General features: G+C 66.6%; 17 protein-coding genes. 3 read left to right on the top strand and 14 right to left on the bottom strand.

The genetic code is table 11. From position 1 onward, the window contains the following. Positions 1 to 541: 541 nt before the first annotated feature. The 13 genes from tyrS to argC form a co-directional block, all read right to left on the bottom strand. On the bottom strand, positions 542 to 1,852 hold the full coding sequence (tyrS, locus tag J5251_RS13230) for a tyrosine--tRNA ligase (RefSeq protein ID WP_139006041.1): 1,311 nt from the start codon (positions 1,850 to 1,852) through the stop codon (positions 542 to 544). Between the two features lie 13 nt (positions 1,853 to 1,865). After that, positions 1,866 to 4,121, bottom strand: coding sequence for a HelD family protein (locus J5251_RS13225; RefSeq protein WP_139006040.1), 2,256 nt, complete (start codon positions 4,119 to 4,121; stop codon positions 1,866 to 1,868). Positions 4,122 to 4,248: 127 nt separating this feature from the next. After that, entirely contained in the window at positions 4,249 to 4,788 is a 540-nt protein-coding gene (locus tag J5251_RS13220) for an adenine phosphoribosyltransferase (RefSeq protein WP_139006039.1), read from the bottom strand. Between the two features lie 107 nt (positions 4,789 to 4,895). Continuing rightward, positions 4,896 to 5,540, bottom strand: coding sequence for a DNA-3-methyladenine glycosylase (locus J5251_RS13215; protein WP_139006038.1), 645 nt, complete (start codon positions 5,538 to 5,540; stop codon positions 4,896 to 4,898). Next, positions 5,540 to 6,538, bottom strand: coding sequence for an SRPBCC domain-containing protein (locus tag J5251_RS13210; RefSeq protein ID WP_171059412.1), 999 nt, complete (start codon positions 6,536 to 6,538; stop codon positions 5,540 to 5,542). The genes J5251_RS13215 and J5251_RS13210 overlap by 1 nt, the downstream gene beginning before the upstream one ends. A gap of 202 nt (positions 6,539 to 6,740) precedes the next feature. After that, positions 6,741 to 8,162 (bottom strand): argininosuccinate lyase, encoded by a 1,422-nt coding sequence (gene argH / locus J5251_RS13205; protein WP_208574211.1) that lies wholly within the window; start codon positions 8,160 to 8,162, stop codon positions 6,741 to 6,743. A gap of 2 nt (positions 8,163 to 8,164) precedes the next feature. Then, the gene (locus J5251_RS13200) at positions 8,165 to 9,373 is read right to left on the bottom strand and encodes an argininosuccinate synthase (protein WP_208574210.1); all 1,209 of its coding nucleotides are present in this window, start codon (positions 9,371 to 9,373) and stop codon (positions 8,165 to 8,167) included. Between the two features lie 40 nt (positions 9,374 to 9,413). Continuing rightward, positions 9,414 to 9,935, bottom strand: coding sequence for an arginine repressor (locus tag J5251_RS13195; RefSeq protein WP_139006034.1), 522 nt, complete (start codon positions 9,933 to 9,935; stop codon positions 9,414 to 9,416). Between the two features lie 23 nt (positions 9,936 to 9,958). Further along, positions 9,959 to 10,921 carry an ornithine carbamoyltransferase gene (argF, locus tag J5251_RS13190; RefSeq protein WP_208574209.1) on the bottom strand — a complete coding sequence of 321 codons (963 nt, stop codon included), beginning with the start codon at positions 10,919 to 10,921 and terminating at the stop codon, positions 9,959 to 9,961. Further along, positions 10,918 to 12,264 (bottom strand): acetylornithine transaminase, encoded by a 1,347-nt coding sequence (locus J5251_RS13185; protein ID WP_208574208.1) that lies wholly within the window; start codon positions 12,262 to 12,264, stop codon positions 10,918 to 10,920. The genes argF and J5251_RS13185 overlap by 4 nt, the downstream gene beginning before the upstream one ends. Then, positions 12,261 to 13,169, bottom strand: a complete 909-nt coding sequence (gene argB / locus J5251_RS13180) for an acetylglutamate kinase (RefSeq protein ID WP_139006031.1) — start codon at positions 13,167 to 13,169, stop codon at positions 12,261 to 12,263. The genes J5251_RS13185 and argB overlap by 4 nt, the downstream gene beginning before the upstream one ends. 7 nt (positions 13,170 to 13,176) lie before the next feature. Continuing rightward, entirely contained in the window at positions 13,177 to 14,328 is a 1,152-nt protein-coding gene (gene argJ / locus J5251_RS13175) for a bifunctional glutamate N-acetyltransferase/amino-acid acetyltransferase ArgJ (RefSeq protein ID WP_139006030.1), read from the bottom strand. After that, complete coding sequence (argC, locus tag J5251_RS13170; protein WP_139006029.1) at positions 14,325 to 15,356, bottom strand: N-acetyl-gamma-glutamyl-phosphate reductase; 1,032 nt, start codon at positions 15,354 to 15,356, stop codon at positions 14,325 to 14,327. Before argC ends, argJ begins: the two co-directional genes overlap by 4 nt. A gap of 156 nt (positions 15,357 to 15,512) precedes the next feature. Here argC and J5251_RS13165 point away from each other — a divergent pair, with 156 nt between their 5' ends. From J5251_RS13165 to J5251_RS13155, 3 genes are all read left to right on the top strand, one after another. After that, positions 15,513 to 16,478: a quinone oxidoreductase family protein gene (locus J5251_RS13165; protein WP_139006028.1), complete on the top strand. Its 966-nt coding sequence runs from the start codon at positions 15,513 to 15,515 to the stop codon at positions 16,476 to 16,478. Positions 16,479 to 16,551: 73 nt separating this feature from the next. Beyond that, a complete protein-coding gene (locus J5251_RS13160) occupies positions 16,552 to 20,427 on the top strand; it encodes a Pls/PosA family non-ribosomal peptide synthetase (protein ID WP_432264400.1) in 3,876 nt (1,291 codons plus the stop codon). Continuing rightward, a complete protein-coding gene (locus J5251_RS13155; protein ID WP_208574207.1) occupies positions 20,424 to 21,836 on the top strand; it encodes a M1 family metallopeptidase in 1,413 nt (470 codons plus the stop codon). Before J5251_RS13160 ends, J5251_RS13155 begins: the two co-directional genes overlap by 4 nt. Here J5251_RS13155 and J5251_RS13150 read toward each other — a convergent pair. Next, positions 21,802 to 22,524: a 4'-phosphopantetheinyl transferase family protein gene (locus J5251_RS13150; protein ID WP_139006027.1), complete on the bottom strand. Its 723-nt coding sequence runs from the start codon at positions 22,522 to 22,524 to the stop codon at positions 21,802 to 21,804. The genes J5251_RS13155 and J5251_RS13150 overlap by 35 nt on opposite strands. Positions 22,525 to 22,600: the final 76 nt, after the last annotated feature.

Here is a 22,600-nt window from a genome sequence, read left to right as displayed (position 1 = left end):
ACCAGGCTAAAAAACATCGCGGAAACACCACGGAGGCGGTGCCCCACGACAATAATTCAACCAATAAAAAATTGGTATCAACAAACTTGGCACACTATTGAGTTCTCAAACAACAGGAGCAAACGAATACTTTTTGAAACTCGAATTACTTGAATTCAATTTGTTTCGCATTTCTTCGTTGCGATGTTCATAAATTTATTTCATTCGATATCTCTTGTCAAATCGGCGTTTTCCGCGATTTTCCATTCAATAAAGAATGCACCCGCAACGATTTTCAGCGTCTCCGGCTTTTGCATCAAGTGCACGCCGGAATTGCTTCCGATTTATCTTGGGATTTTGTCCTCCTGCTCGCTTTGTCTATTTCGACTCAGCGGCGGCGACTCAGAAAACAATACACAAGGTTGCGGGCTCCTGCAAATCCGTCTGAACTACCGCACAAAACCAGGCGGACCCGTCCCCGTGCCCGCCGCCGTGCCGGCAGCTGGCAGGGACCGGGCCCGCCTGGTTGGCTTGCCGGGATTTCCCGACGTGCAGCCTTTGGCTATGCAGGTACTTCGACCATCGCCAGGGTGCGCTTGCCCCTTCGCATCAGCAGGTACTTGCCGTGCAGCAGCTTTGTAGCGTCTATGACTGCATCCGGATCCGTGATTTTTTCGTTGTTCACGTACGCACCGCCTTCGGCTACGGTGCGACGCGCGCCGGAATTGCTCGGCACGAGACCGGACGCAACCAGCAACCCGATGATGTTCAAGGAACCGCGCTCCACAGTGGCGCTGGGCAGCTGCGACGTGGCGGAAACCAACGTGGCTTCGTCCAGCGCTTCCAATTCTCCCTGTCCGAACAACGCCGCCGAAGCAGCGATCACCTTGTCGGTCGCTTCCTCACCATGCACCAGCGAGGTCACATCGTAGGCGAGCACGCGCTGGGCCTCGCGGGTGTGGGCACGTTCAGCTACTGCCTTCTCAAGCTCTTCGATTTCCGTTCTGCTCCGGAAGGTGAAGACCTTCAGCCGCTCGACAACGTCGGCGTCGGCCGTATTCAGCCAAAACTGGTACATCGCGTACGGGCTGCACATCGCGGCGTCGAGCCAGATGGCGTTGCCTTCGCTCTTGCCGAACTTCGTTCCATCCGAGTTGGTGATCAGCGGAGTGCCGATGGCATGGACGGACTTGCCCTCGACCTTGCGGATCAACTCGGTACCGCTGGTCAGGTTGCCCCACTGGTCCGACCCGCCGGTCTGCAGCACGCAGCCGTAGTGGCGGAACAGTTCCAGGTAGTCCATGCCCTGGAGGATCTGGTAGCTGAACTCCGCGTAGCTGATGCCCTCGTCGGAGTTTAGCCGGGAGGCGACGATGTCTTTTTTGATCATGGTGCCCACACGGAAGTGCTTGCCGACGTCCCGCAGGAAGTCCAGCACACTCATCGGCGCAGTCCAGTCCAGGTTGTTCACCATCCGGGCAGGATTCTCGCCCTCGAAGCTGAGGAACCGCTGTACCTGGCTCTGTAGGTAACCGACCCATTCGGCGACGGTTTCCTTGGTGTTCATCGTCCGCTCCGCGGTGGGGCGCGGATCCCCGACCAGACCGGTGGAACCGCCGACCAGTCCGAGGGGCTTGTGGCCCGCCAGCTGCAGCCGGCGCATGGTCAACAGCTGGACAAGGTTGCCCAGATGCAGACTCGGCGCCGTCGGGTCGAAGCCGCAGTAATACGTGATCGGTTCACCGGCCAGCAGCTTTTCCAGCTCCGCCTCATCGGTGGAGACATGGACCAGTCCGCGCCACTTCAGTTCCTGCCATACATTGGCGAAACTGGGGTCATTGCTTTGGGAACTCAGAAACGTATTAGTTGACACGGACTCTAAAATATCAGCCTTCGATGCCCGGTGGGACATCGCCCTCGGCCAGAAGACGAAGACGCTGGGTGGGACGCGTCATCGCGACGTACAGATCGCCAACCTTGCCGCTGACACCGTCGAGCAGTTCCGCCGGTTCCAGCAGGACAACGCCGTCGAATTCCAGTCCCTTGGCTTCCTTCGGTCCGATGACCGTGATGTCCTGGTCCAACCCGCCGGCTCCCGCGCCCACGCGGCTTCCGTAGACAGCCGCCAACGCCTTCCGTGCTGCTTCCACGCGATGGTCCGCGGCGATGACTGCCAACAGGCCGCCGTCGAGGGCGTCGAGCTCCTCCGGCATGGCCTCGAGCAGCCTGCCGAGAAGTCCGCCGTCGTCCACCTTGTCAATAATCGGTTCCCAGTTACCGTCCCGGACTGCCTTGGGCGCAGAGACTACGAGTCCGGCCGCGTTAGCCATGCGCACCGCGGCTTCCGCGATTTGCGACGGGGTGCGGTAGTTCACTGTCAACTCTTCCAGCCGCCAGCGGTCCTGGGCAAAGGGCTCAAGGACCTGCTGCCACGAGTGCGCCCCGGCAGCGGAGCTGGTCTGGGCGATGTCGCCCACCACCGTGAAGGACTTCAGCGGGCAGCGGCGCATCAACAGCCGCCACTGCATGGCCGAAAGTTCCTGCGCTTCATCGACCACGATGTGGCCGAAGGCCCAGGTCCGGTCCGATGCCGCCCGTTCCGCCGCGGTAAAGCGCGTCTCCTGGATCTGGTTGTGGGCCGCCAGGTCCTCGGCGCTCACGAGACCGTCGATCCCGCTGGCCTTCAACGCCTCGTCCAGGTTCACGAGGGACTGCTCGGCATTAGCGACGTCGCGGGCACGCTGATGCTCCCGCTGGGACTTGTCGCGGGCGCTGGAAACATCCATCGGGCCGAGGAGTTCGGCAGCCTCATCGAGGAGCGGCACGTCGGCCTCGGTCCACCGCGCCGACGGATCACGCAAGAGCAGTGCCCGTTCCGCGTCGCTCAGCTGGGGCGTAGCACCTTCGAGATGCGCGGGCTTGCTTAGCAGTTCGCCGATCAGTTGCTCCGGCGTCAGCGGCATCCAGCACAAGTTCAGCGCCACCCGCACGTCGCGGGAAGTACGCACGTCTTCCGTCAGGTAACTGCGGTCCGCATTGTTGCCCGGCCCGGAGGACTCTTCCAAGGCCTGGGTCAGCTGCTCGGTCAGTTCGCGCAGCAGGATCTTCACGAACGTCGTGCGCGCCTCGTTGTGCGGCTTGCCGGTGGACCGAGCCCTGTCCCGGGCGCGGATCACCTGCTTCGGAGTCAGCGTAAGGATAGTGCCCTCGACATTGAGCTTGCGCGGTCCCGCCGGGATGCGCTGCCGGTTAGCCACCGCGCGCGCCACCACCTTGGCCATGGACGCGCGGCCCTTGAGCTCGGCGACGGCCTGGTTGGTCTCCGGCACGGCGCTGATCCCCGGCATCAGCTTGCCCAGAGTGGACATCACCACACCGGTCTCGCCAAGTGACGGCAGGACGCGTTCGATGTACTTCATGAAGGAGTTCGACGGCCCGACCAGCAGGACGCCGGCGGACTTCAACCGCTCCCGGTGCATGTACAGCAGGTACGCCGCGCGGTGCAGGGCAACGGCGGTCTTGCCCGTGCCCGGCCCGCCCTGGACCACCAGCACGCCCGGCATGGGGCTGCGGATGATCCGGTCCTGCTCGGCCTGGATGGTGCCGACGATGTCCGACATCTGGCCGGTGCGTTTCGAGTTCAGCGCTGCCAGCAGGGCGCCTTCTCCCTGCAGGTTGCCCGAATCGAGCATCGACGCGTCCAGCACGTCGTCCTCAACGGCTTTGACATCGCGGCCCTTCAGGATCAAGTGGCGCCGCCGTCGTACGCCTTGGCGCTCGAAGGCCGTGGCCTGGTAGAAGACTCCGGCCTCCGGAGCCCGCCAGTCCACCATGAGCCGCTGCAGATCAGCGGTGCTCAGTCCGATGCGGCCGATGTAACGGGATTCCCCGCTGTCCAGATCCAGGCGGCCGAAGACAAGGCGGTCGTCGACGGCGTTGAGCTGGGCGAGCCGGTCCTCGTACATGGTGGCGAAGGCGTCACGTTCAGAAATATTCTGCATCGTGCCCACGGCACCACCGCTGCGGACCCGGTCCAGCTGCTGCTGTTTTTCGGCGCGCAACTCATCCAGACGCTGGTACAAACCCGCGACATAGTCCCGCTCGTGTTCAAGTTCCGCGTGTGCCGAAACCGCTTCCTGCATTATGTGTTCCTCCCGCAAAGGCAGAGCGTCAATCTTACAGTGCCCGGCATGAAATTACCTGAACGCCCACGTCAGGGCCGCAGCGCGGCGACAGCATCGGAGCCGATCCGGAAAAAACCGGATGTAATTATTCGCGGACCAGCGAGCGGATCCGGTGGCCTGCCAGCGCCGCGCGTCCGCGCAGGCCGGTCAGTTCAAGCACGACTCCGAAACCGGACACCTGCACTCCGGCACGTTCGAATAGCCGGCAGGCCGCGCCGAGGGTGCCGCCGGTGGCCAGCACATCGTCCAGAATGAGCACGCGCATGCCGGGCTTGAGGTCGTCGGCATGCAGTTCCAGCGTCGCCGAGCCGTATTCGAGGGTGTAGTCCTCCGAGTAAACCTTGCGCGGCAGTTTGCCCTTCTTCCGGACCGTCACCACGCCTTTGCCCGACGCGTACGCTCCGGCGGCCGCCAGCAGGAAGCCGCGCGCTTCGATGCCGGCCACCGCGTCGAACTGCCCTTCGAAGGGATCGATGAGGGCGTGCACAATGGTGCGCAGTGCAGGACCGTCCGCGAAAACGGGCGTCAGGTCCCGAAAAACAATGCCTGGTTTCGGGTAGTCGGAGACGGTTGCCGAAAGCCGGCTGATCACTGATTCAGCGGACTCAGAAGCTCGTTCACTCACCCCACTACCCTACCGGCCACGAGCCTGCAGGAATGACGGCATGACGGGAAGACCTGCTTGCGCGGACATCTTCCGGCTCCGTGGCTCAGGACTTGCCCGCGTGTCGATTAGCCGGCCGAGCGGCGGCGGGGTTTGGCCGCGCGGTAGGGCGAGACCGTTCTCTCCCCCTCCAGCCAGAACCGCCAGGGGTAGCTGTCGGTCCCGCCCTCACCGCTGACGCCCACCCGGGGCCCACTGCGCACATGGGCTGCCGGAGCGGACGTGGCCGGCAGCCGGAGCTCGAGTTCGCCGGGGATGAACGCCCGGCCGTTATCGGCCAGCGTCAGTCCCAAGGCCTGCGCAAGGCGGCCGGGACCGCGGGCCAGCTCGGTATCGTTTTTTGCCGACGTACGACGGCGGTACGCGAGTTCGCGTCCGTGGGTCACCTCACCGGCGCGGATCAGGACACCGGTGGCTATTCCGGCATGGCCGCAGACGATGTTGACGCAGTGGTGCATTCCGTAGGTGAAGTAGACGTAAATGTGGCCTGCCGGTCCGAACATGGCCCTATTGCGGTTGGTCTGGCCGCGGAAGGCATGCGATCCCGGGTCGCTTTCGCCAAGGTAGGCCTCCACCTCGGTGATCCGCACGCCCACGGCGCCCTCCGCCGTCGTCCGCAGCAGGTGCGCACCGAGCAGTCCCGGGGCCACCTCATCGGCGGGACGTGCGAGCCATTTAAGCAGTGCTCCCGGGATGGCGGGGAGGGTCTCCACTACGATCCGGTGCTGCCGGCCATCCGGCGGTAAAAATGTGTCAAGGCTTCCCGGTGGTGCGCGGAAGGGTGGACTTCGGCTCCGGAGAGGTACAGATCCAGCGCGTCGAGCCGCTCGTGCCACAGTGCCATGAGTTCGGCGACGCGGGCCTTCGAGCGCAGCCCGTGGTGGAGTTTCAGGAGTGTCTTGCCGTCGGAGTTCTCCAGCAGCCAGTGCACCGAACTTTGCTCCACTTCCGGGCTGCACCAGCTGTACTCCAGTCCCTGCTCATTCACCAAGTAGGTCACGTCGCCGCGCATGGTGAATTTCTCGAAGTCTAACCGGACGTTCCCGCCGACCTGCAGCTGCAGCGTCCCGGGTGCGAGCCATTTCCCGAACATGTCCGGCTGTGTCAGGGCCTGCCAGATGGTAGACCTGTCCGCGCCCAGCAACCGGTCAAAGTGGACGCAGTCGTGGCCGGAGTCCTTGCCGAGGGTGCCCATCGTGTGGGAAAGGGAGTACTCGCGGGAGTACGCTTCGCGCAGCTTTGCCCAGCGGTCCGGCTGTGACTGCGGCGTACGTCCGGCCGCCACATCCTCGAACGCGTCCAGGATGGTTTCCCAGCCCGCGGCGCCTTCGGTCAGGAACGCCCGGCTCTCGGACCGCGCCCGCAGCTGCACCAGGGTGCCGCCGTTGCTGTTGAGCATTCGCCACTCGAGCACGGATTCATTGTCCAGCTCGTCCTCCCAGGTGATCTGCAGGCTCAGCGGTGCATTCAGCTGCAGCACGGTACCGGTGACGGTGCCGCCGACCTCCAGTTCGTAAGGCTGCCCCAATTCCCAGCCGGTGAGCAGGTTCCCCAGCCACTTGGCCACGTGTTCGGGCTCCGCCAGCAGGCTCCAGAGGTAGCTGTGCGGGTAGTCGAGCTGGCGGTCAAAAGCCAGCACATAGTCGGACGCGATCCGTTCGATCCGTCCCGACGGAACTACTTTCTCATCCTGCGGGCTCAGCGTCGTCATCGTCACTTCCTCGGCTCGGCGCTCCGGCTGCATCTCTGTTTCACAAACTACCCCAAAGACCCAAGTTACTGGTCGGTAACTTCGGTTTTCAGAGGAGACTCGGAGGGCATAGCAAGAGTGTCGGAGGGCGGAGAACGACGGCGGATCCGCACCTGCCCGCTGCCGGTGCGGATCCGCCGTCGTTAGTTGGTTTTCGCGGTGGTCAGGCGCCCGCGGCGTAGGCGCGCACCGGCTCCAGCTGCGCCTTCAGCGCCTCCAGCTGGCTGGCGACCGCGGAGGGAGCGGTGCCGCCCTGGGAGCTGCGGCTGTTCAGCGAACCTTCCACGCTCAGGACCTCACGCACCTGCGGGGTCAGGTGCGCGGAGATACCGGCGTAGTCCTCATCGCTGAGATCCCACAGCTCGACGCCGCGGCTTTCGGCCAGCTTTACGGCTGCCCCGGAGAGTTCGTGCGCCTCGCGGAACGGCACGCCCTGGCGGACCAGCCACTCGGCGATGTCCGTGGCGAGGGCAAAGCCCTGCGGAGCCAGCGACTCGAGCCGCTCGGTGTTGAACTTCAGCGTAGCGATCATGCCGGAGACTGCCGGCAGCAGCAATTCCAGGGTGTCCGCCGCGTCGAAAACGGGTTCCTTGTCTTCCTGCAGGTCCCGGTTGTAGGCCAGCGGCAGACCCTTGAGCGTGGCCAGCAGCCCGGTCAGGTCGCCGATCAGGCGACCGGCCTTGCCGCGGGCAAGTTCAGCCACATCCGGGTTCTTCTTCTGCGGCATGATAGAGGATCCGGTGGAGTAGGAGTCGTCCAGCGTGACGAAGGAAAATTCCTTTGTCGCCCAGAAAATGACTTCCTCCGAGATCCTGGACAGATCCACGCCGATCATGGCGGACACCCAGGCGAACTCGGCGAAGACGTCACGGGAGGCGGTGCCGTCGATGGAGTTCCAGGCCGCGGAGTCGAAGCCTAGGTCGGCCGCGACGGCGTTCGGGTCCAGGCCCAGCGAAGACCCTGCGAGGGCGCCGGAGCCGTAGGGCGAAACCGCAGCGCGCTTGTCCCAGTCGGCCAGCCGCTGCACGTCGCGGAGCAGCGCCCAGGCATGGGCCAGCAAATGGTGGCTCAGCAGCACCGGCTGCGCGTGCTGCAGGTGCGTGCGGCCCGGCATGGCCACACCGTGGTGCGCCTCGGCCTGACCGATCAGGGCGTCCACCGTGGCAAGGACGCCGCCGGCGATGATGCGGGCGTGGTCGCGCAGGTACATCCGGCCCAGCGTGGCGATCTGGTCGTTGCGGGACCGGCCCGCGCGGAGCTTGCCGCCGAGCTGCGTGCCGGCCCGCTCGATCAGGCCGCGCTCAAGCGAGCCGTGCACATCCTCGTCCGACTCGGCGGCGACGTAGGCACCGGAGCGGACATCGGCGTCGAGTTCATCGAGCGCCGCCAGCATGCCGGCCAGTTCGCCGTCGTCAAGCAGTCCGGCCTTGTGCAGCACCCGGGCGTGGGCGCGCGAGCCGTTGATGTCGTAGAGCGCCAGACGCCAGTCGAAGTGCGTGGACTTGCTCAGCGCTGCCAGCGCGTCCGCGGGGCCGCCGGCAAAGCGTCCGCCCCAGAGTGCGCCTTCATTGGTTCCGTGTGCCATTCTTAGTTGCCTTCCGCTGCGCGCTGGTCGCGTCCGGACGCGACCTTGGAGGAGAGACCGAAGATCTCGATGAAGCCCCGGGCCATGGACTGATCGAACGTATCGCCGCTGTCATAGGTGGCCAGGTTGAAGTCGTACAGGGCGGTGTCCGAGCGGCGTCCGGTCACGGTGGCGCGGCCGCCGTGCAGTTCCAGCCGGATCTCGCCGCTGACATATTGCTGTGTGTCGTCGATGAAGGTGTCCAGCGATCGCTTCAGCGGCGAGAACCACTGGCCGTCGTAGACCAGTTCGGTCCAGCGCTGGCCCACGGTCTTCTTGAAGCGGGCCTGCTCACGCTCGATGGTGACGTTTTCGAGTTCCTTGTGCGCCGCGATGAGTGCCATAGCGCCGGGGGCCTCGTAGATTTCGCGGGATTTGATGCCCACCAGTCGGTCTTCAACGATGTCAATCCGGCCCACGCCCTGGGCGCCGGCGCGGTGGTTCAGCTGCTCGATGGCCTGCAGCGGGGTCACGGCGTGTCCGTCGATGGCGACCGGGATGCCTTCCTTGAACGTAATGACCACTTCATCGGCCACCGGCGGGAATTCCGGCGAGGCGGTGTAGTCGTACACGTCCTTCGTGGGCGCGTTCCAGATGTCCTCGAGGAAGCCTGTCTCCACGGCCCGGCCCCAGACATTCTGGTCAATGGAGAACGGGTTCTTCTTGGTGGTGACGATCGGCAGGTTCCGGGCTTCCGCGTAGGCAATCGCTTTGTCACGGGTCAGCGCCAGGTCGCGGACCGGGGCGATGCATTTGAGCTCCGGGCCCAGGGTCTGGATGCCCACTTCGAAGCGGACCTGGTCATTGCCCTTGCCCGTGCACCCGTGGGAAACGGTGGTGGCGCCAAACTTGTTGGCCGCCGCCACGAGGTGCTTGACGATCACCGGACGGGAGACGGCGGAAACCAGCGGGTAGGCGTCCATGTACAGCGCGTTCGCCTTCAGCGCCGGCATGCAGTATTCGGTGGCGAACTCGTCCCGGGCATCGGCCACGTAGGCCTCGACGGCGCCGCAGTCCAGGGCCCGCTGCCGGATGGTTTCCAGCGACTCGCCGCCCTGCCCCACATCCACCGCGACGGCGATCACTTCGGCCCCGGTTGCCTCGGCGATCCAGCCAATGGCAACGGAGGTGTCGAGGCCACCGGAGTAGGCCAGAACAATGCGGTCAGTCACTTGGGGTGTGCTCCTAATGCTTTGCAGGGTTGGAATGTATTCAGGTCTGGCTGTTGCGGGCGGGCTCGTCCGCGAACTGCAGGAAGCGGGCGGCCAGGTCGGCGCCGCCGTTAGGGTCCCTGGTCACCAGCAGCACGGTGTCGTCACCGGCGATGGTGCCCAGCACGGAGGGCATGACGGAATGATCGATGGCCAGGGCCAGGAAGTTCGCGGCTCCGGGCGGTGTCCGCAAGACCACCAGGTTGCCGGAGGCCTCGGCGGTAACCAGCAGGTCCGCGCACAGCTTAGCCAGGCGGGCATCCAGAATCTCCTGCGTGATGCCGGCCTGCGGGGCGCGCTCACCGCCCTCGGACCTGACGGCGTAAACCAGCGCGCCGTCCTGGCTGCGCACGCGCACAGCACCGAGTTCCACCAGGTCGCGGGACAGGGTTGCCTGCGTCACTTGGACGCCTTCGGCAGCGAGCAGCGCCGCGAGCTCTGCCTGCGAACGCACGGACTGCCCGGTCAGGATCGCTGTGATACGGGCCTGGCGGGCGGTCTTGGTGGTGGGCATGCTGGTCACGGCCTGTTGTTCCTTCAGCGCCTTCAAGAAAGCTTCTGCAGCGGTGCCAAACCGGCCTTGTCCATCAGCCAGGCCATCAGGGCCTTCTGAGCGTGCAGCCGGTTCTCTGCCTCATCCCACACCACGGACTGCTCGCCGTCGATCACGTCGGCCGCGATTTCGTAACCGCGGTAGGCCGGCAGGCAGTGCAGCACGATGGCGTCCGGCGCGGCCAGCTTCATCGCCGCTGCGTCCACGGCGTAGTCCCTGAACAGTTCCAGCCGCTGGGCCTTTTCCTCCTCCTGGCCCATGCTGACCCAGGTGTCGGTGGCGACGATGTCGGCAGCGGCCAGTGCCTCGGCCGCGTCGGAGGTAATGAGTACCGAGCCGCCGGTTTCCGCGGCGCGCGCCTCGGCTTCGGCGACGACGTCGGCAGCAGGCAGGTAGCCAGCCGGTCCGCCGATGCGTACATGCATGCCCGCCGTGACGCCGGCCAGCAGGTAGGAGTTGGCCATGTTGTTGGCCGCATCCCCCAAGTACGTCATGGTCAGACCGGCGAGCTCGCCCTTGTGCTCCCTGATGGTGAGCAGGTCCGCCAGCAGCTGGCACGGGTGGTAGTCGTCGGAGAGCGAGTTGATCACCGGCACCCGCGAGACGGCGGCCATTTCCTCGAGTCCGGAGTGGGCGTAGGTCCGCCAGACCACGGTCGAGACCATGCGCTCCAGAACCTTGACGGTGTCCGAAATGGACTCCTTGTGTCCCATCTGGGATTCGCCCGGATTGATGATCAGCGGCACGCCGCCCAGATCCGCCACGCCGGTAGCGAAGGACAGCCGGGTCCGGGTGGAGGTCTTGTCGAAGATCACCGCCACGGTCTTGCGCCCGGCACCCTCCGCGGCATACGGCTGGTACAGGTACGGCGACTCCTTCATCTGCGCGGCCAGGTCCAGCACCGAGAGCTGTTCGGCCGGGCTCAGGTCGGTGTCTTTGAGGAAGTGGCGGATCATGGCGTGTCCTTCGGGGCATCGGCGTTGGGGGCTGCGGGGTGGGCCGCGGCAGTGGTTTCGGCGGCAGTTTCGGCTGCTGCTGCCAGGATGGCGGGCAGCGCCTGGATGAAAGTCCCAGCCTGCGTGCCGGTGAGGATCAGCGGCGGCGCGAGGCGCAGCGTGCGCGGACCGGGGTTGTTGATGATGAATCCGGCCTCCAACGCTGCACGGACGGCCGGTGCGGCAACCTCCTCGACCAGGTCGAAGCCGATCAGCAGGCCCTCGCCTCGGACCTCGGTGACGCCGTCGATACCAGCCAACGCGGTACGAAGCTGCGCGCCGACGTCGTTCGCATGCTGCAGCAACTGCCGGGCCTCAATCGAGTGCAGCGTGGCCAGCGCGGCGGCGGTTGCCACCGGGTTGCCGCCGAACGTCGTGCCATGCTGTCCGGCGGTCAGCAGGGTGGAAACCTGCTCGCCGAACGTCACCATGGCGCCGATGGGGAACCCGCCGCCCAGGCCCTTGGCCAGGGTGATGGCGTCCGGAAGGATGTCCTCGCCGCCGGCCACGCTGCCCTGATAGGCGAACCAGTTGCCGGTGCGCCCCACGCCGGTCTGGACTTCGTCCAGGATCAGCAGCGCGCCGGCCTCGCGGGTGATTTCGCGGGCGGCCTTGAGGTAGCCGGCAGGCAGCGGCCGTACCCCGACTTCGCCCTGGATCGGCTCAAGAACGACGGCGGCCACCGTTCCGTCGACTGCGGCCCGCAGCGCGTCCACGTCGCCGAAGGGGATGTGCTCCACGCCGCCGGGCAGGGGCTCGAACGGTTCCCGGTAGGCCTGCTTGGCCGTCAGCGCGAGGGCGCCCATGGTCCGGCCATGGAAGGCGCCGTCCAGGGCGATGATCCTGTTCCGCGTGGCGGTGGAGTTGCGGCGGGCCAGCTTGAAGGCCGCCTCGTTGGCCTCCGTGCCGGAATTGGCGAAGAAAACCTTCGAACCGGCCGGGGCCTGCGCCAGCTCCAGCAGCTTTTCGGCCAGCGCGATCTGCGTCGGGCTGGTGAAGAAGTTGGAAATATGGCCCAGCGTGGACAGCTGGCTGGAGATGATGCTGGTGATGAACGGGTCCGCATGGCCCAGGGCGTTCACGGCGATGCCGCCGAGCAGGTCCAGGTACTCCTTGCCGTCGGCGTCCCAGACGGTGCAGCCGTTGCCGCGGACCAGCACGCGCTGCGGCGTGCCGAACACGCCCATCAGCGACTGGTTGTAGCGGGCCAGCAGTTCCTGGTTGTGCAGCCCGTCGAGGCTGGCCAGTTCCGACGCCGAGCCGGCCGCCGGCTGTGCTGCTGCCTGTTGGATTGCCTCACTCATTTCTCGTCTCCGTCCGGAACAATTTGGGTGCCGATGCCGGCAGCCGTAAATATTTCAAGCAGGATCGAGTGCGCCATCCGGCCGTCGACCACCGCGGCACGCTCCACTCCCCCGTCGACCGCCTTGAGGCAGGCTTCCATCTTGGGGATCATGCCGGACTCGAGCTTCGGCAGCAGGTTCCGCAGCTCGGAGGCGGTCAGCGAGGAAATCAGCGAGGACTTGTCCGGCCAGTTGGCATACAGCCCCTCGACGTCGGTCAGAATCACCAGGCGCGAGGCATGCAGGGCATCGGCCACGGCAGCCGCGGCCGTGTCCGCGTTGACGTTCAGCACCTGGTTGGTGCCTTCGCCGTCGTTGTTGATCTCCGGGGCCACGGTGGAGATTACCGGGATCCGGCCGGCCTCAAGCAGATCCAGGATGGCGGAAGGATTCACACCGACTACTTCGCCGACGAGGCCCAGATCAACCTCTTCGCCGTCCACCACCGTGCCGGTGCGCACGGCCTGCAGCAGACCGCCGTCTTCACCCGAAAGCCCGACGGCGTAGGGGCCGTGCGAGTTGATCAGGCCGACCAGTTCCCGGCCTACCTGGCCGGTGAGCACCATCCGGACCACGTCCATGGCCTCCGGCGTGGTCACGCGCAGGCCGCCCTTGAACTCGGATTCAATGCCGAGCTTGGAAAGCATAGCGTTGATCTGCGGGCCGCCGCCGTGCACCACCACTGGCTTGATGCCCACATGGTGCAGGAAGACGATGTCCTCGGCGAAAGCCCTGCGCAGCTCATCGTTGACCATGGCGTTGCCGCCGTACTTGATGACCATGGTGGTCCCGGCGAAGCGCTGGATCCACGGCAGCGCTTCGATCAGCGTGCCCGCCTTGTCCTGAGCTACAAGCATCGTGTTCATCGGTACCTCAGCTCGAGTATGCGGAGTTCTCGTGCACGTAGTCGTGCGTGAGGTCGTTGGTCCAGATGGTGGCGGACTCGTTGCCGGCATTCAGGTCTATCATCACGATGACCTCGCGGGCTTCCAGATCCACGAGGTCGCGGGAGTCCCCCACGCCGCCGTTGCGGCACACCTGCACGCCGTTCATGGTGACGTTCAGCTGGTCCGGTTCAAAGACTGCGTCGGTGGTGCCGACGGCGGAGAGCACGCGGCCCCAGTTGGGGTCCTTGCCGAAGATGGCGGTCTTGAAGAGGTTGGACCGGGCCACCGCACGGCTGACCACCTCCGCATCCCGTTCGGACGCGGCATTGATGGTGGTGACGGCGATGTCGTGGCTGGCGCCCTCGGCGTCGGTAATCAGCTGGCGGGCCAGGTCGGCGCAGACGGTGGTCAGTCCGGCGCTGAATTGGGCCAGGTCCGGGACCGCGCCGGAGGCACCGGAGGCCAGCAGGACTACGGTGTCGTTGGTGGACATGCAGCCGTCCGAGTCCGTCCGGTCGAAGGTCACCCGGGTGGCCTCGCGCAGGGCCATGTCCAGGGCGGGGGCTTCGACATGGGCGTCGGTGGTGATGACCACCAGCATGGTGGCCAGGCCGGGGGCCAGCATGCCGGCGCCCTTGGCCATACCGCCGATCACGTAGCCCGAGCCGTCGAACCGCGACTGCTTGGCCACACTGTCGGTGGTCATGATCGCGGTGGCGGCGTCAGCGCCGCCGTCGTTGTTGAGGGCCGCCGCGGCAGCCTCGACGCCGGGAAGAAGCTTGTCCATGGGCAGCTGCTCGCCGATCAGCCCGGTGGAGCACACCAGCACATCGGAGGCGGAAATGCCCAGCAGTGCGGCGGTTTTCTCCGCGGTGCTGTGGGTGTTCTGGAAGCCTTCGGGGCCGGTGCAGGCGTTGGCCCCGCCGGAGTTCAGGATCACGGCGTCCGCCCGGCCGTCGCTAATCGCCTGCCGGGACCAGTGGACGGGGGCAGCGGCCACGCGGTTGGAGGTGAAAACTGCGGCGGCCGATCTGGCGGGACCGTCGTTAACCACCAGGGCCACGTCCGGATTGCCGGAGGCCTTCAGCCCGGCGGTCACGCCTGCGGCGCGGAAACCTTGTGCAGCGGTGACGCTCACGGTGCTACTCCCTGGTGGGTCAGGCCGGCGGTCTCCTCAAGACCGAGGGCGATGTTCATGGACTGGACTGCGCCGCCGGCGGTGCCCTTGGTCAAGTTGTCGATGGCGCAGCTGACGATCACGCGGCCGGCATGCTCGTCGAAGGCCAGCTGGATGGCTACGTGGTTGGAGCCCTGGACCGACTTGGTGTGCGGCCACTGACCCTCCGGCAGCAGGTGCACAAAGGCCTCGTCCGCATAGGCCTCGGCCCAGGCCCGGCGCAGCGCTGCGGCGTCGGTCCCCGGCTTCACCCGGGCCGTGGCGGTGGCCAGGATGCCGCGGCTCATCGGCGCGAGCGTGGGCGTGAAGGAAACCTGGACGGTTTCGCCGGCGGCAGCGGAAAGGCCCTGCTCGATTTCGGGCGTGTGCCGGTGTCCACCCCCGACGCCGTACGGACTCATGCCGCCCATGACCTCGGAGCCCAGCAGATGCGGTTTGACCGACTTGCCCGCCCCGGAAGTCCCCGACGCGGCAACGATGACCACGTCCTGGGTTTCCAGCAGGCCGGCGCTGAAGCCCGGTGTCAGGGCGAGCAGCGAGCTGGTGGGATAGCAGCCCGGCACGGCGATCCGTTTAGCCTCGCGCAGGCGTTCGCGGTGGCCCGGCAGCTCGGGCAGGCCGTATGGCCAGGTGCCCGCATGGACCGTGCCGTAGAACTTTTCCCACACGAGCGGGTCTTCCAGCCGGTGGTCCGCTCCGGCGTCGATCACCAAGGTCTCTTCGGGCAGCTTGGCGGCGATCTCCGCACTGGCACCGTGCGGCAGCGCCAGGAAGACGACGTCGTGCCCGGCCAGGTTTTCCACGGTGGTTTCCGTCAGCTCACGCTCGGCCAGAGTATGCAGGTGCGGCTGGAGCGCACCCAATCGCGAGCCGGCATTGCTGTGCGCCGTGATGGCCCCGATGGAGACCTCTGGATGGCTGGCCAGCAGGCGGAGCACTTCTCCGCCAGCATAGCCACTGGCACCGGAAACAGCTACCGAAAAAGTCATAAGGTCACTATACAGGAAAACTTATTCACAGGAGGTCATAATTATGCACGATACGATGAAGCCAGCATCTGCAGCGGAGACTGCAGGTGCGCGAAAACGCCAGTCTAGCTGCCGCGGCACGCGCGTGCGCGGTTGATTACAGGAGGACCACACGCCATGGCCCAAGCAATAGTTGCCGAAGCGCCCGGAGGACCCGAGGTTATGCAGCTGCAGGAGGTCCAGATCCCCACACCGGCCCCGGGCCAGCTGCTGGTCAAGGTTGCGGCCGCGGGCGTGAACTTTATCGACACCTATCAGCGCAGCGGCGTGTACAAGGTCCGGTTCCCGTTCACCCCAGGCAGCGAGATCGCCGGGACCGTCGAGGCCTGCGGGGACGGCGTTACGGGTTTTGCCGCCGGCGACCGGGTGGCCACCTCCGAGGCACGCGCCGGCTATGCGCAGTATACGCTCGTTGACGCGGACGGCGCCCTGCCTGTCCCGGACGGGGTCAGCGACGAGACAGCCGCGGCCATTCCGCTCCAGGGCATGACGGCGCACTATCTGGTCAATTCGAGCTTCAAGGTCCAGTCCGGCCAGACCGTGCTGACGCACGCTGGTGCCGGCGGCGTGGGCCTGGTCCTGACCCAGCTGCTCAAGGCCAAGGGTGCCAGGGTCATCACGACGGTCTCCAGCGATGAAAAGGAAAAGCTGGCACGGGAAGCAGGAGCGGACGAAGTACTGCGCTACGACGGCTTCGCGGAGCAGGTGCGCGAGCTGACTGGCGGCACTGGTGTGGACGTGGTGTACGACGGCGTGGGCAAGGATACGTTCGACGGCTCGCTCGCCAGCCTGCGGATCCGCGGCACGTTGGTGCTCTTCGGGGGCGCGTCCGGGCAGGTTCCGCCGTTCGACCTGCAACGGCTGAACGCGGCCGGCTCGCTGTTCGTGACCCGGCCCAAGCTGGCCGACCACCTGCTCACCGCGGAAGAACGCCGCTGGCGCTCGGAGGAGCTTTTCGCCGCGGTCCTGGACGGTTCGCTCCAGATCCGGGTGGGCGCGAGCTACCCGCTGGCCGAGGCGGAGCAGGCGCACTCCGACCTCGAGTCCCGCCGCACCACCGGCAAACTCCTGTTGATCCCGTAACCTTCGCCACTTTTGGGCCTGGTACCGGCCGGTAGGCCACCTCTTGTTCACCTTCGTTGGCCATGGTGTTCAAGTGATTGTGCATGAACCCCAGCTGCCCGGTGCCGGCAGCGCTCCCCCGCCCCGGACCCTGATAGACATCCTGACGGCGAGCGCGGAGGCCTACCCGGACGCTTCGGCGCTGGACGATGGGCAGCAGCCCCTGAGCTACGCCGAACTGCTGGAGGCCGTCCGCCGGCAGGCGAAGCTGCTGCATGAGGCCGGGCTCGGGGCGGGCGACAAGGTGGGCATTCGGATTCCTTCCGGCACGCGCGAACTGTATGTCAGCATTCTCGCGACCCTGTACATCGGCGCGGCCTACGTCCCGGTCGATGCGGATGACCCCGATGAACGCGCCCGGCTGGTTTTCAGCGAGGCCAAAGTGGCCGGCATTCTGAAAGCCGATGGCGAAATCGTGACGTCGCCGGAGCGTCCGGCGCCGTTCCCGAATCCGCGGCCGGCCGAGCTGGCAGACGATGCCTGGGTGATCTTCACCTCCGGCTCCACCGGGACGCCGAAGGGCGTTGCTGTCACCCACCGGTCCGCCGCCGCCTTTGTGGACGCCGAGGCCCGGATCTTCCTGCCGCATGAGCCGTTGGGTCCGCAGGACCGGGTGCTGGCCGGGCTCTCGGTGGCCTTCGATGCCTCCTGTGAGGAAATGTGGCTCGCCTGGCGGCATGGCTCCTGCCTCGTGCCGGCGCCGCGCTCCCTGGTCCGCAGCGGCATGGATCTGGGCCCGTGGCTGCTCAGCCGCGGAATTACGGCGGTTTCCACGGTGCCGACGCTGGCCGCACTGTGGCCGGCCGAGGCGTTGGAAAATGTCCGCTTGCTCATCTTCGGCGGCGAAGCCTGCCCGCCGGAACTGGCACGCCGGCTGGCCGTGGCGGACCGCGATGTCTGGAACACCTATGGCCCTACGGAGGCAACCGTGGTGGCCTGCGCCGCGCCGCTGGGCGGGGACGGTCCGGTGCGGATCGGCCTGCCGCTGGACGGCTGGGACCTGGCCGTGGTGGATTCCGATGGCGTTCCGGTCATCGAGGGCGGCACGGGCGAGCTGATCATCGGCGGCGTGGGCCTGGCCCGCTACCTCGATCCGGCAAAGGACGCGGAGAAGTACGCGCCGATGCCGTCCCTGGGCTGGGCGCGCGCCTACCGCAGCGGCGATCTGGTCACCTATGACCCGGCCGGCCTGCTCTTTGTCGGCCGGGCGGATGAGCAGGTCAAGCTCGGCGGCCGACGGATTGAACTCGGGGAAGTGGACAGCGCCCTGCAGGCCCTGCCCGGCGTCTCCGGCGCCGCGGCCGCGGTGAAGACCACCGCCGCGGGCAACCAGATCCTGGTCGGCTACCTGGCGGCGCCCGCTGATTACGACGTCGACAGCGCCCGCGAGCTCTTGGGCGGCCAGTTGCCGGCTCCGTTGATCCCGCTGCTGGCCGTCGTCGACACCCTGCCCACCAAGACCAGCGGCAAAGTGGACCGCAACGCCTTGCCCTGGCCGCTGCCGGGCTCCGAGCCGGCCGACGGCGCAGGAGAGCTCCGGCTGGAGGCGGACGCCGCCTGGATTGCGCAGCAGTGGAGTTCGGTGCTCGGCCTGCCGGTCGCCTCGCTGGATGCGGACTTCTTCGCCAGCGGCGGGGGCTCGCTGGCTGCGGCCCAGCTCGTGTCGGCCCTGCGGGTCCGGTACCCCACCATTGCCGTGTCGGAGATCTACGCCCATCCCCGCATCGGCGCCCTCATTGAGGCCGCGCGCCAGTCGGTTCCGGACGGAGTGCAGGCCGAGCCGAGGGAACGGCAGGTCCGGCGCACGCAGCGCAAGAGCCAGATCTTCCAGACATTGATGGGGATCCCGCTGACTGTCCTGGTCGGCATGCGCTGGCTGACGTACCTGATGATCCTCAACAACTCACTGTCCCTCCTGGGCGTGCTGACGGCGGCGCCGACCTTGTCCTGGTGGTGGGTCCTTGCCAGCTGGGCCGTCTTTGTCAGCCCGCCCGGGCGGATGGCCATCTCCGTGCTCGCCGCCCGGCTGCTGCTGCGGGGGCTCCGGCCCGGTACCTACCCGCGCTCGGGCCGGGTGCATCTGCGGTTGTGGCTGGCCGAACAGATCGCAGACATGGCATCGGCCGTCTCCCTCGCCAGTGCCCCCTTCGTCCCGTACTACGCACGCGCTCTCGGTGCCGACATCGGCCGGGACGTGGATCTGCACTCGGTACCGCCGGTGACCGGCCTGCTCACGCTGGGCCGGGGGGCGTCCGTCGAACCCGAGGTAGACCTCTCCGGCTGGTGGCTCGACGGCGACAGGGTCCATATCGGTGCCATCAGCGTGGGGGCCGGGGCCACCATCGGGGCGCGCAGTACGCTCATGCCGGGCACCAGCATCGGTGCCGGCGCCACCGTGGAGCCCGGCTCCGCTGTCACCGGCAAGGTCAAGGCCGGTCTCAATTTCTCCGGCTCCCCCGCCGAACGCACCGGCAAGTCAAAGCACGCCTGGCCGGAACCCCCGGCAAAATCGAGCCCGTTGTGGAGCATCTTCTACCCCTTGGCTTCCGCTGCCCTGGCGCTGATCCCTTTTGCCGCAGCGGCGGCCGCGATCGCCGTCGTTATTTTCCTGGTGCCCGGCAACAGCAGCCTGTGGGCCGCGTTTGTGCCGTTGCTCGCCGCCGTGCCGGCCGCGGCGTTGGTCTGGTTCCTGACCAACCTGGTGCTGGTTCTCGTTACGGTCCGCCTGCTGGGGCTCGGCGTGCAGGAGGGCTATCACCGGGTGCGCAGCCGGGTGGGCTGGCAGGTCTGGGCCACCGAACGCGTGCTGGACATGGCGCGCGACATCCTCTTCCCCATCTACGCGAGCCTGTTTACCCCCGTCTGGCTGCGCCTGCTGGGCGCCAAGGTAGGCCGCAACGTAGAGGCATCCACCGTGCTGCTGGTTCCCAAGATGACCACCATCGGCGAGGGTGCTTTCCTGGCGGACGACACCATGGTGGCCTCGTATGAACTTGGCGGCGGGTGGATGAAGATCGCCCCGGCCAAGATCGGCAAGCGGTCCTTCCTGGGCAACTCGGGCATGACCGCGGCCGGACGGCGCGTGCCGAAGAACTCGCTGGTTGCCGTCCTGTCCGCCACACCGTCGAAGGCCAAGGCCGGTTCCTCCTGGCTGGGCAGCCCGCCGGTACGCCTGCGCCGGACCTCCATCGAAGCGGATTCCAGCCGCACCTTCGCCCCGCCGGCGAGGCTTAAGCTGGCGCGCACACTCTGGGAATTGTGCCGTTTTGTTCCGGTGGCCGTCACCGTGGCACTGGCCCTGGTGGTTCTCGCGGTCTTTGACTGGCTGGCCGGAACCTACGGCTACCTCGCCGCCGCCCTCGCCGGCGGCCTGGTACTGATGCTGGCCGGCGCCGCCGCGGCCGGCACTTCGGTGCTGGCCAAGTGGCTCCTGGTCGGGCGGATCAAGCCCGGCGAGCATCCGCTGTGGAGCTCGTTCATCTGGCGGAATGAAGTGGTGGACACGTTTGTGGAACTGGTTAGCGCGCCGTGGTTCGGCCGCGCCGCAGCCGGCACACCCGCTTTGGTCTGGTGGCTGCGGGCGCTGGGCGCGAAGATCGGCCATGGCGTCTGGTGCGAGAGCTACTGGCTCCCCGAGGCGGACCTGGTCAGGCTCGGCGATGGTGCCACAGTCAACCGCGGCTGCGTGGTCCAGACCCACCTGTTCCACGATCGGATCATGAGCATTGATACGGTGGAACTCGCAGCCGGCGCCACGATGGGCCCGCACGGAGTCATCCTGCCGGCCGCTTCCCTTGCCGACGGCGCCACCGTTGGCCCGGCTTCCCTGGTGATGCGGGGAGAGACCGTGCCCGCGGCGAGCTACTGGATGGGCAATCCCGTACGACCTTGGACGTTTACCACCTCATGACCTGCCTATCATCAAGTCCCGCCGATGCCTCAGCCGATGGTCCTGCCGCTGCATTGCCGGCAGCTGTGTCTGCGCCGCTGCCGGATCCCTATCTTCCGGGCCGCGGCACCGGCGACCTGCTCGTCACGCACTATGACCTTGACCTGGAGTGCAAGCTGGCGTCCAACCGGCTGGCCGGACGCGCCGTGCTCACCGGACGCACGCTCAGGGACACCAGCCGGCTGGAACTGGACCTGACCGGGCTGCAGGCCAGCCGCGTCCAGGTCAACGGGCAACGCCCCAGGAAAACGTCGCAGCGCAACGGCAAACTGGTTCTCGCACTGAAGGAACCGCTGCCCGCAGAGACCCGGCTGGTACTGGATATCCGCTACGAAGGCACTCCCGCACCGATTAACGGCGATTGGGGCGAGGTGGGGTGGGAGGAACTCACCGACGGCGTGTTGGTCGCCGGGCAGCCCGACGGCGCCTCCTCGTGGTTCCCTTGCAACGACCACCCCAGCCAGAAAGCTACCTTCCGCATCAGCACAACCACGGACGCCGGCTACCGCGCTGTGGCCAACGGCGAACTGGTAGGCCACCATAAAAAGGCCTCCCGGGAAACCTGGGTTTATGAAATGCGCGAACCCATGGCAACCTATCTGGCCACGCTCCAGATAGGCCGGTACGTCCTGCAGGATCTTGTGCCTCCGGGGCCAGCCGGCCCGGAGGGCGATGCCGTCGCGGCCCAGCTGGTCGCAGCGCCTGCACCGCTGCTCACGGACGCCGTCGCGGCCCTGTCCCGGCAGGAAGACATGATGGCAGTATTCGTCCGGTCTTTCGGCCCGTACCCCTTTGACCGGTACACCGTAGTGGTGGCCGAGGACGAACTGGAAATCCCGTTGGAGGCCCAGTCGCTGTCCATCATCGGCCGCAACCACCTGGACAACGGGTGGGAGGCGCAGCGCCTGATCGCGCATGAGCTCTCGCACCAGTGGTTCGGCAATTCGTTGACGGCAGCAAGCTGGAAAGATATCTGGCTGCACGAAGGCTTCGCGTGCTATTCCGAGTGGATCTGGTCCGAGGCCTCCGGCTCCCTGCCTGCCGCCGGCCGTGCCAAAGCCGCCTGGCAAATGCTCGCAGCGCTCAAACAGGACATCACCGTGGGCGATCCGGGTCCGCAGCTGATGTTCGATGACCGGGTCTACAAACGCGGTGCCCTGGCCCTGCACGCCCTGCGGACCGCGCTCGGCGACGAGCCGTTTTTCCGCATTCTGCGCCGCTGGTGCGCCGACTACCGGCACGGATCCGTCTCAACAAGCCAGTTCATCGAGCTCGCTGACTCGGAAGCGGGGCGGCCGGACTTTTCCGCCGCCACGCTCCTGGAGCCATGGCTGGTCAGCGCGGCACTGCCAGAGTTTCCCGGAAAATAACACCCGGGTCGGCCGAACCGCCGATGGCGAGAGCCGCGGTCAGCGTTGACGGGACGGCCGTCCCGTCGGCCATGGCCGGGGTGAGCTGCAGGTCCACGAGTTGCACGCCCGGCCGTTCCCCGGCGGAACCGGGCCAGATGGTCAGCAGTGCGCTTCCTTCCGCATCCGCCACCCCTACCTCATCGGGGGCAAGGCGCAGGCCGTGGCCGGTGGATTTCAGCACGGCTTCCTTCCGTGTCCAGAGCTGTGCGCGGAGGCGCCGGCGGTCAACAGCCCGGGCGAGCAGGGCGCGTTCGTCGTGGGTGAGCATCACGGCGTCGATGTTGTCGGCCTCGCCGAAGGCCGCCGATCCGGTGTCCTCCAGGTCCACACCCAGGAGCACCGGCCGGAAGGACAGCGCGGCCAGCAGCCAGCCCCCGCTGCGGCTGTAACTGACCCGAACGGGCGCAGGATTTCCGTCCAGCAGCAGGTACGGCTGGCCATGGCTTCCATCGTTGCCGCGCAGGCAGTCCCGGCAGTCGAACGCCAACTGCACACGTTCGGTTTCGACGTCGAGCTCATCCGCGGCCAGGCGACGCACTGCGTCACGCGACAGGTTGCGGATGGCACCCCGGCGGAAGCCGCGGCTGGACATGCCGGAACCGGAATCGGCCAGGCGGACCAGCCGCAGGATGACCTCACCCCTCATACACTTACCTCCAAGACCGCCAACGACGGCGGGGCCTACCAAGGCGCGCCCCGCCGTCGTTGTTCAGTTCGCTCTT

The sequence above is a fragment of the Arthrobacter crystallopoietes genome (assembly GCF_017603825.1).
Lineage (GTDB): Bacteria > Actinomycetota > Actinomycetes > Actinomycetales > Micrococcaceae > Crystallibacter > Crystallibacter crystallopoietes_B.
This window is presented reverse-complemented; position numbering and strand designations above follow the sequence as displayed.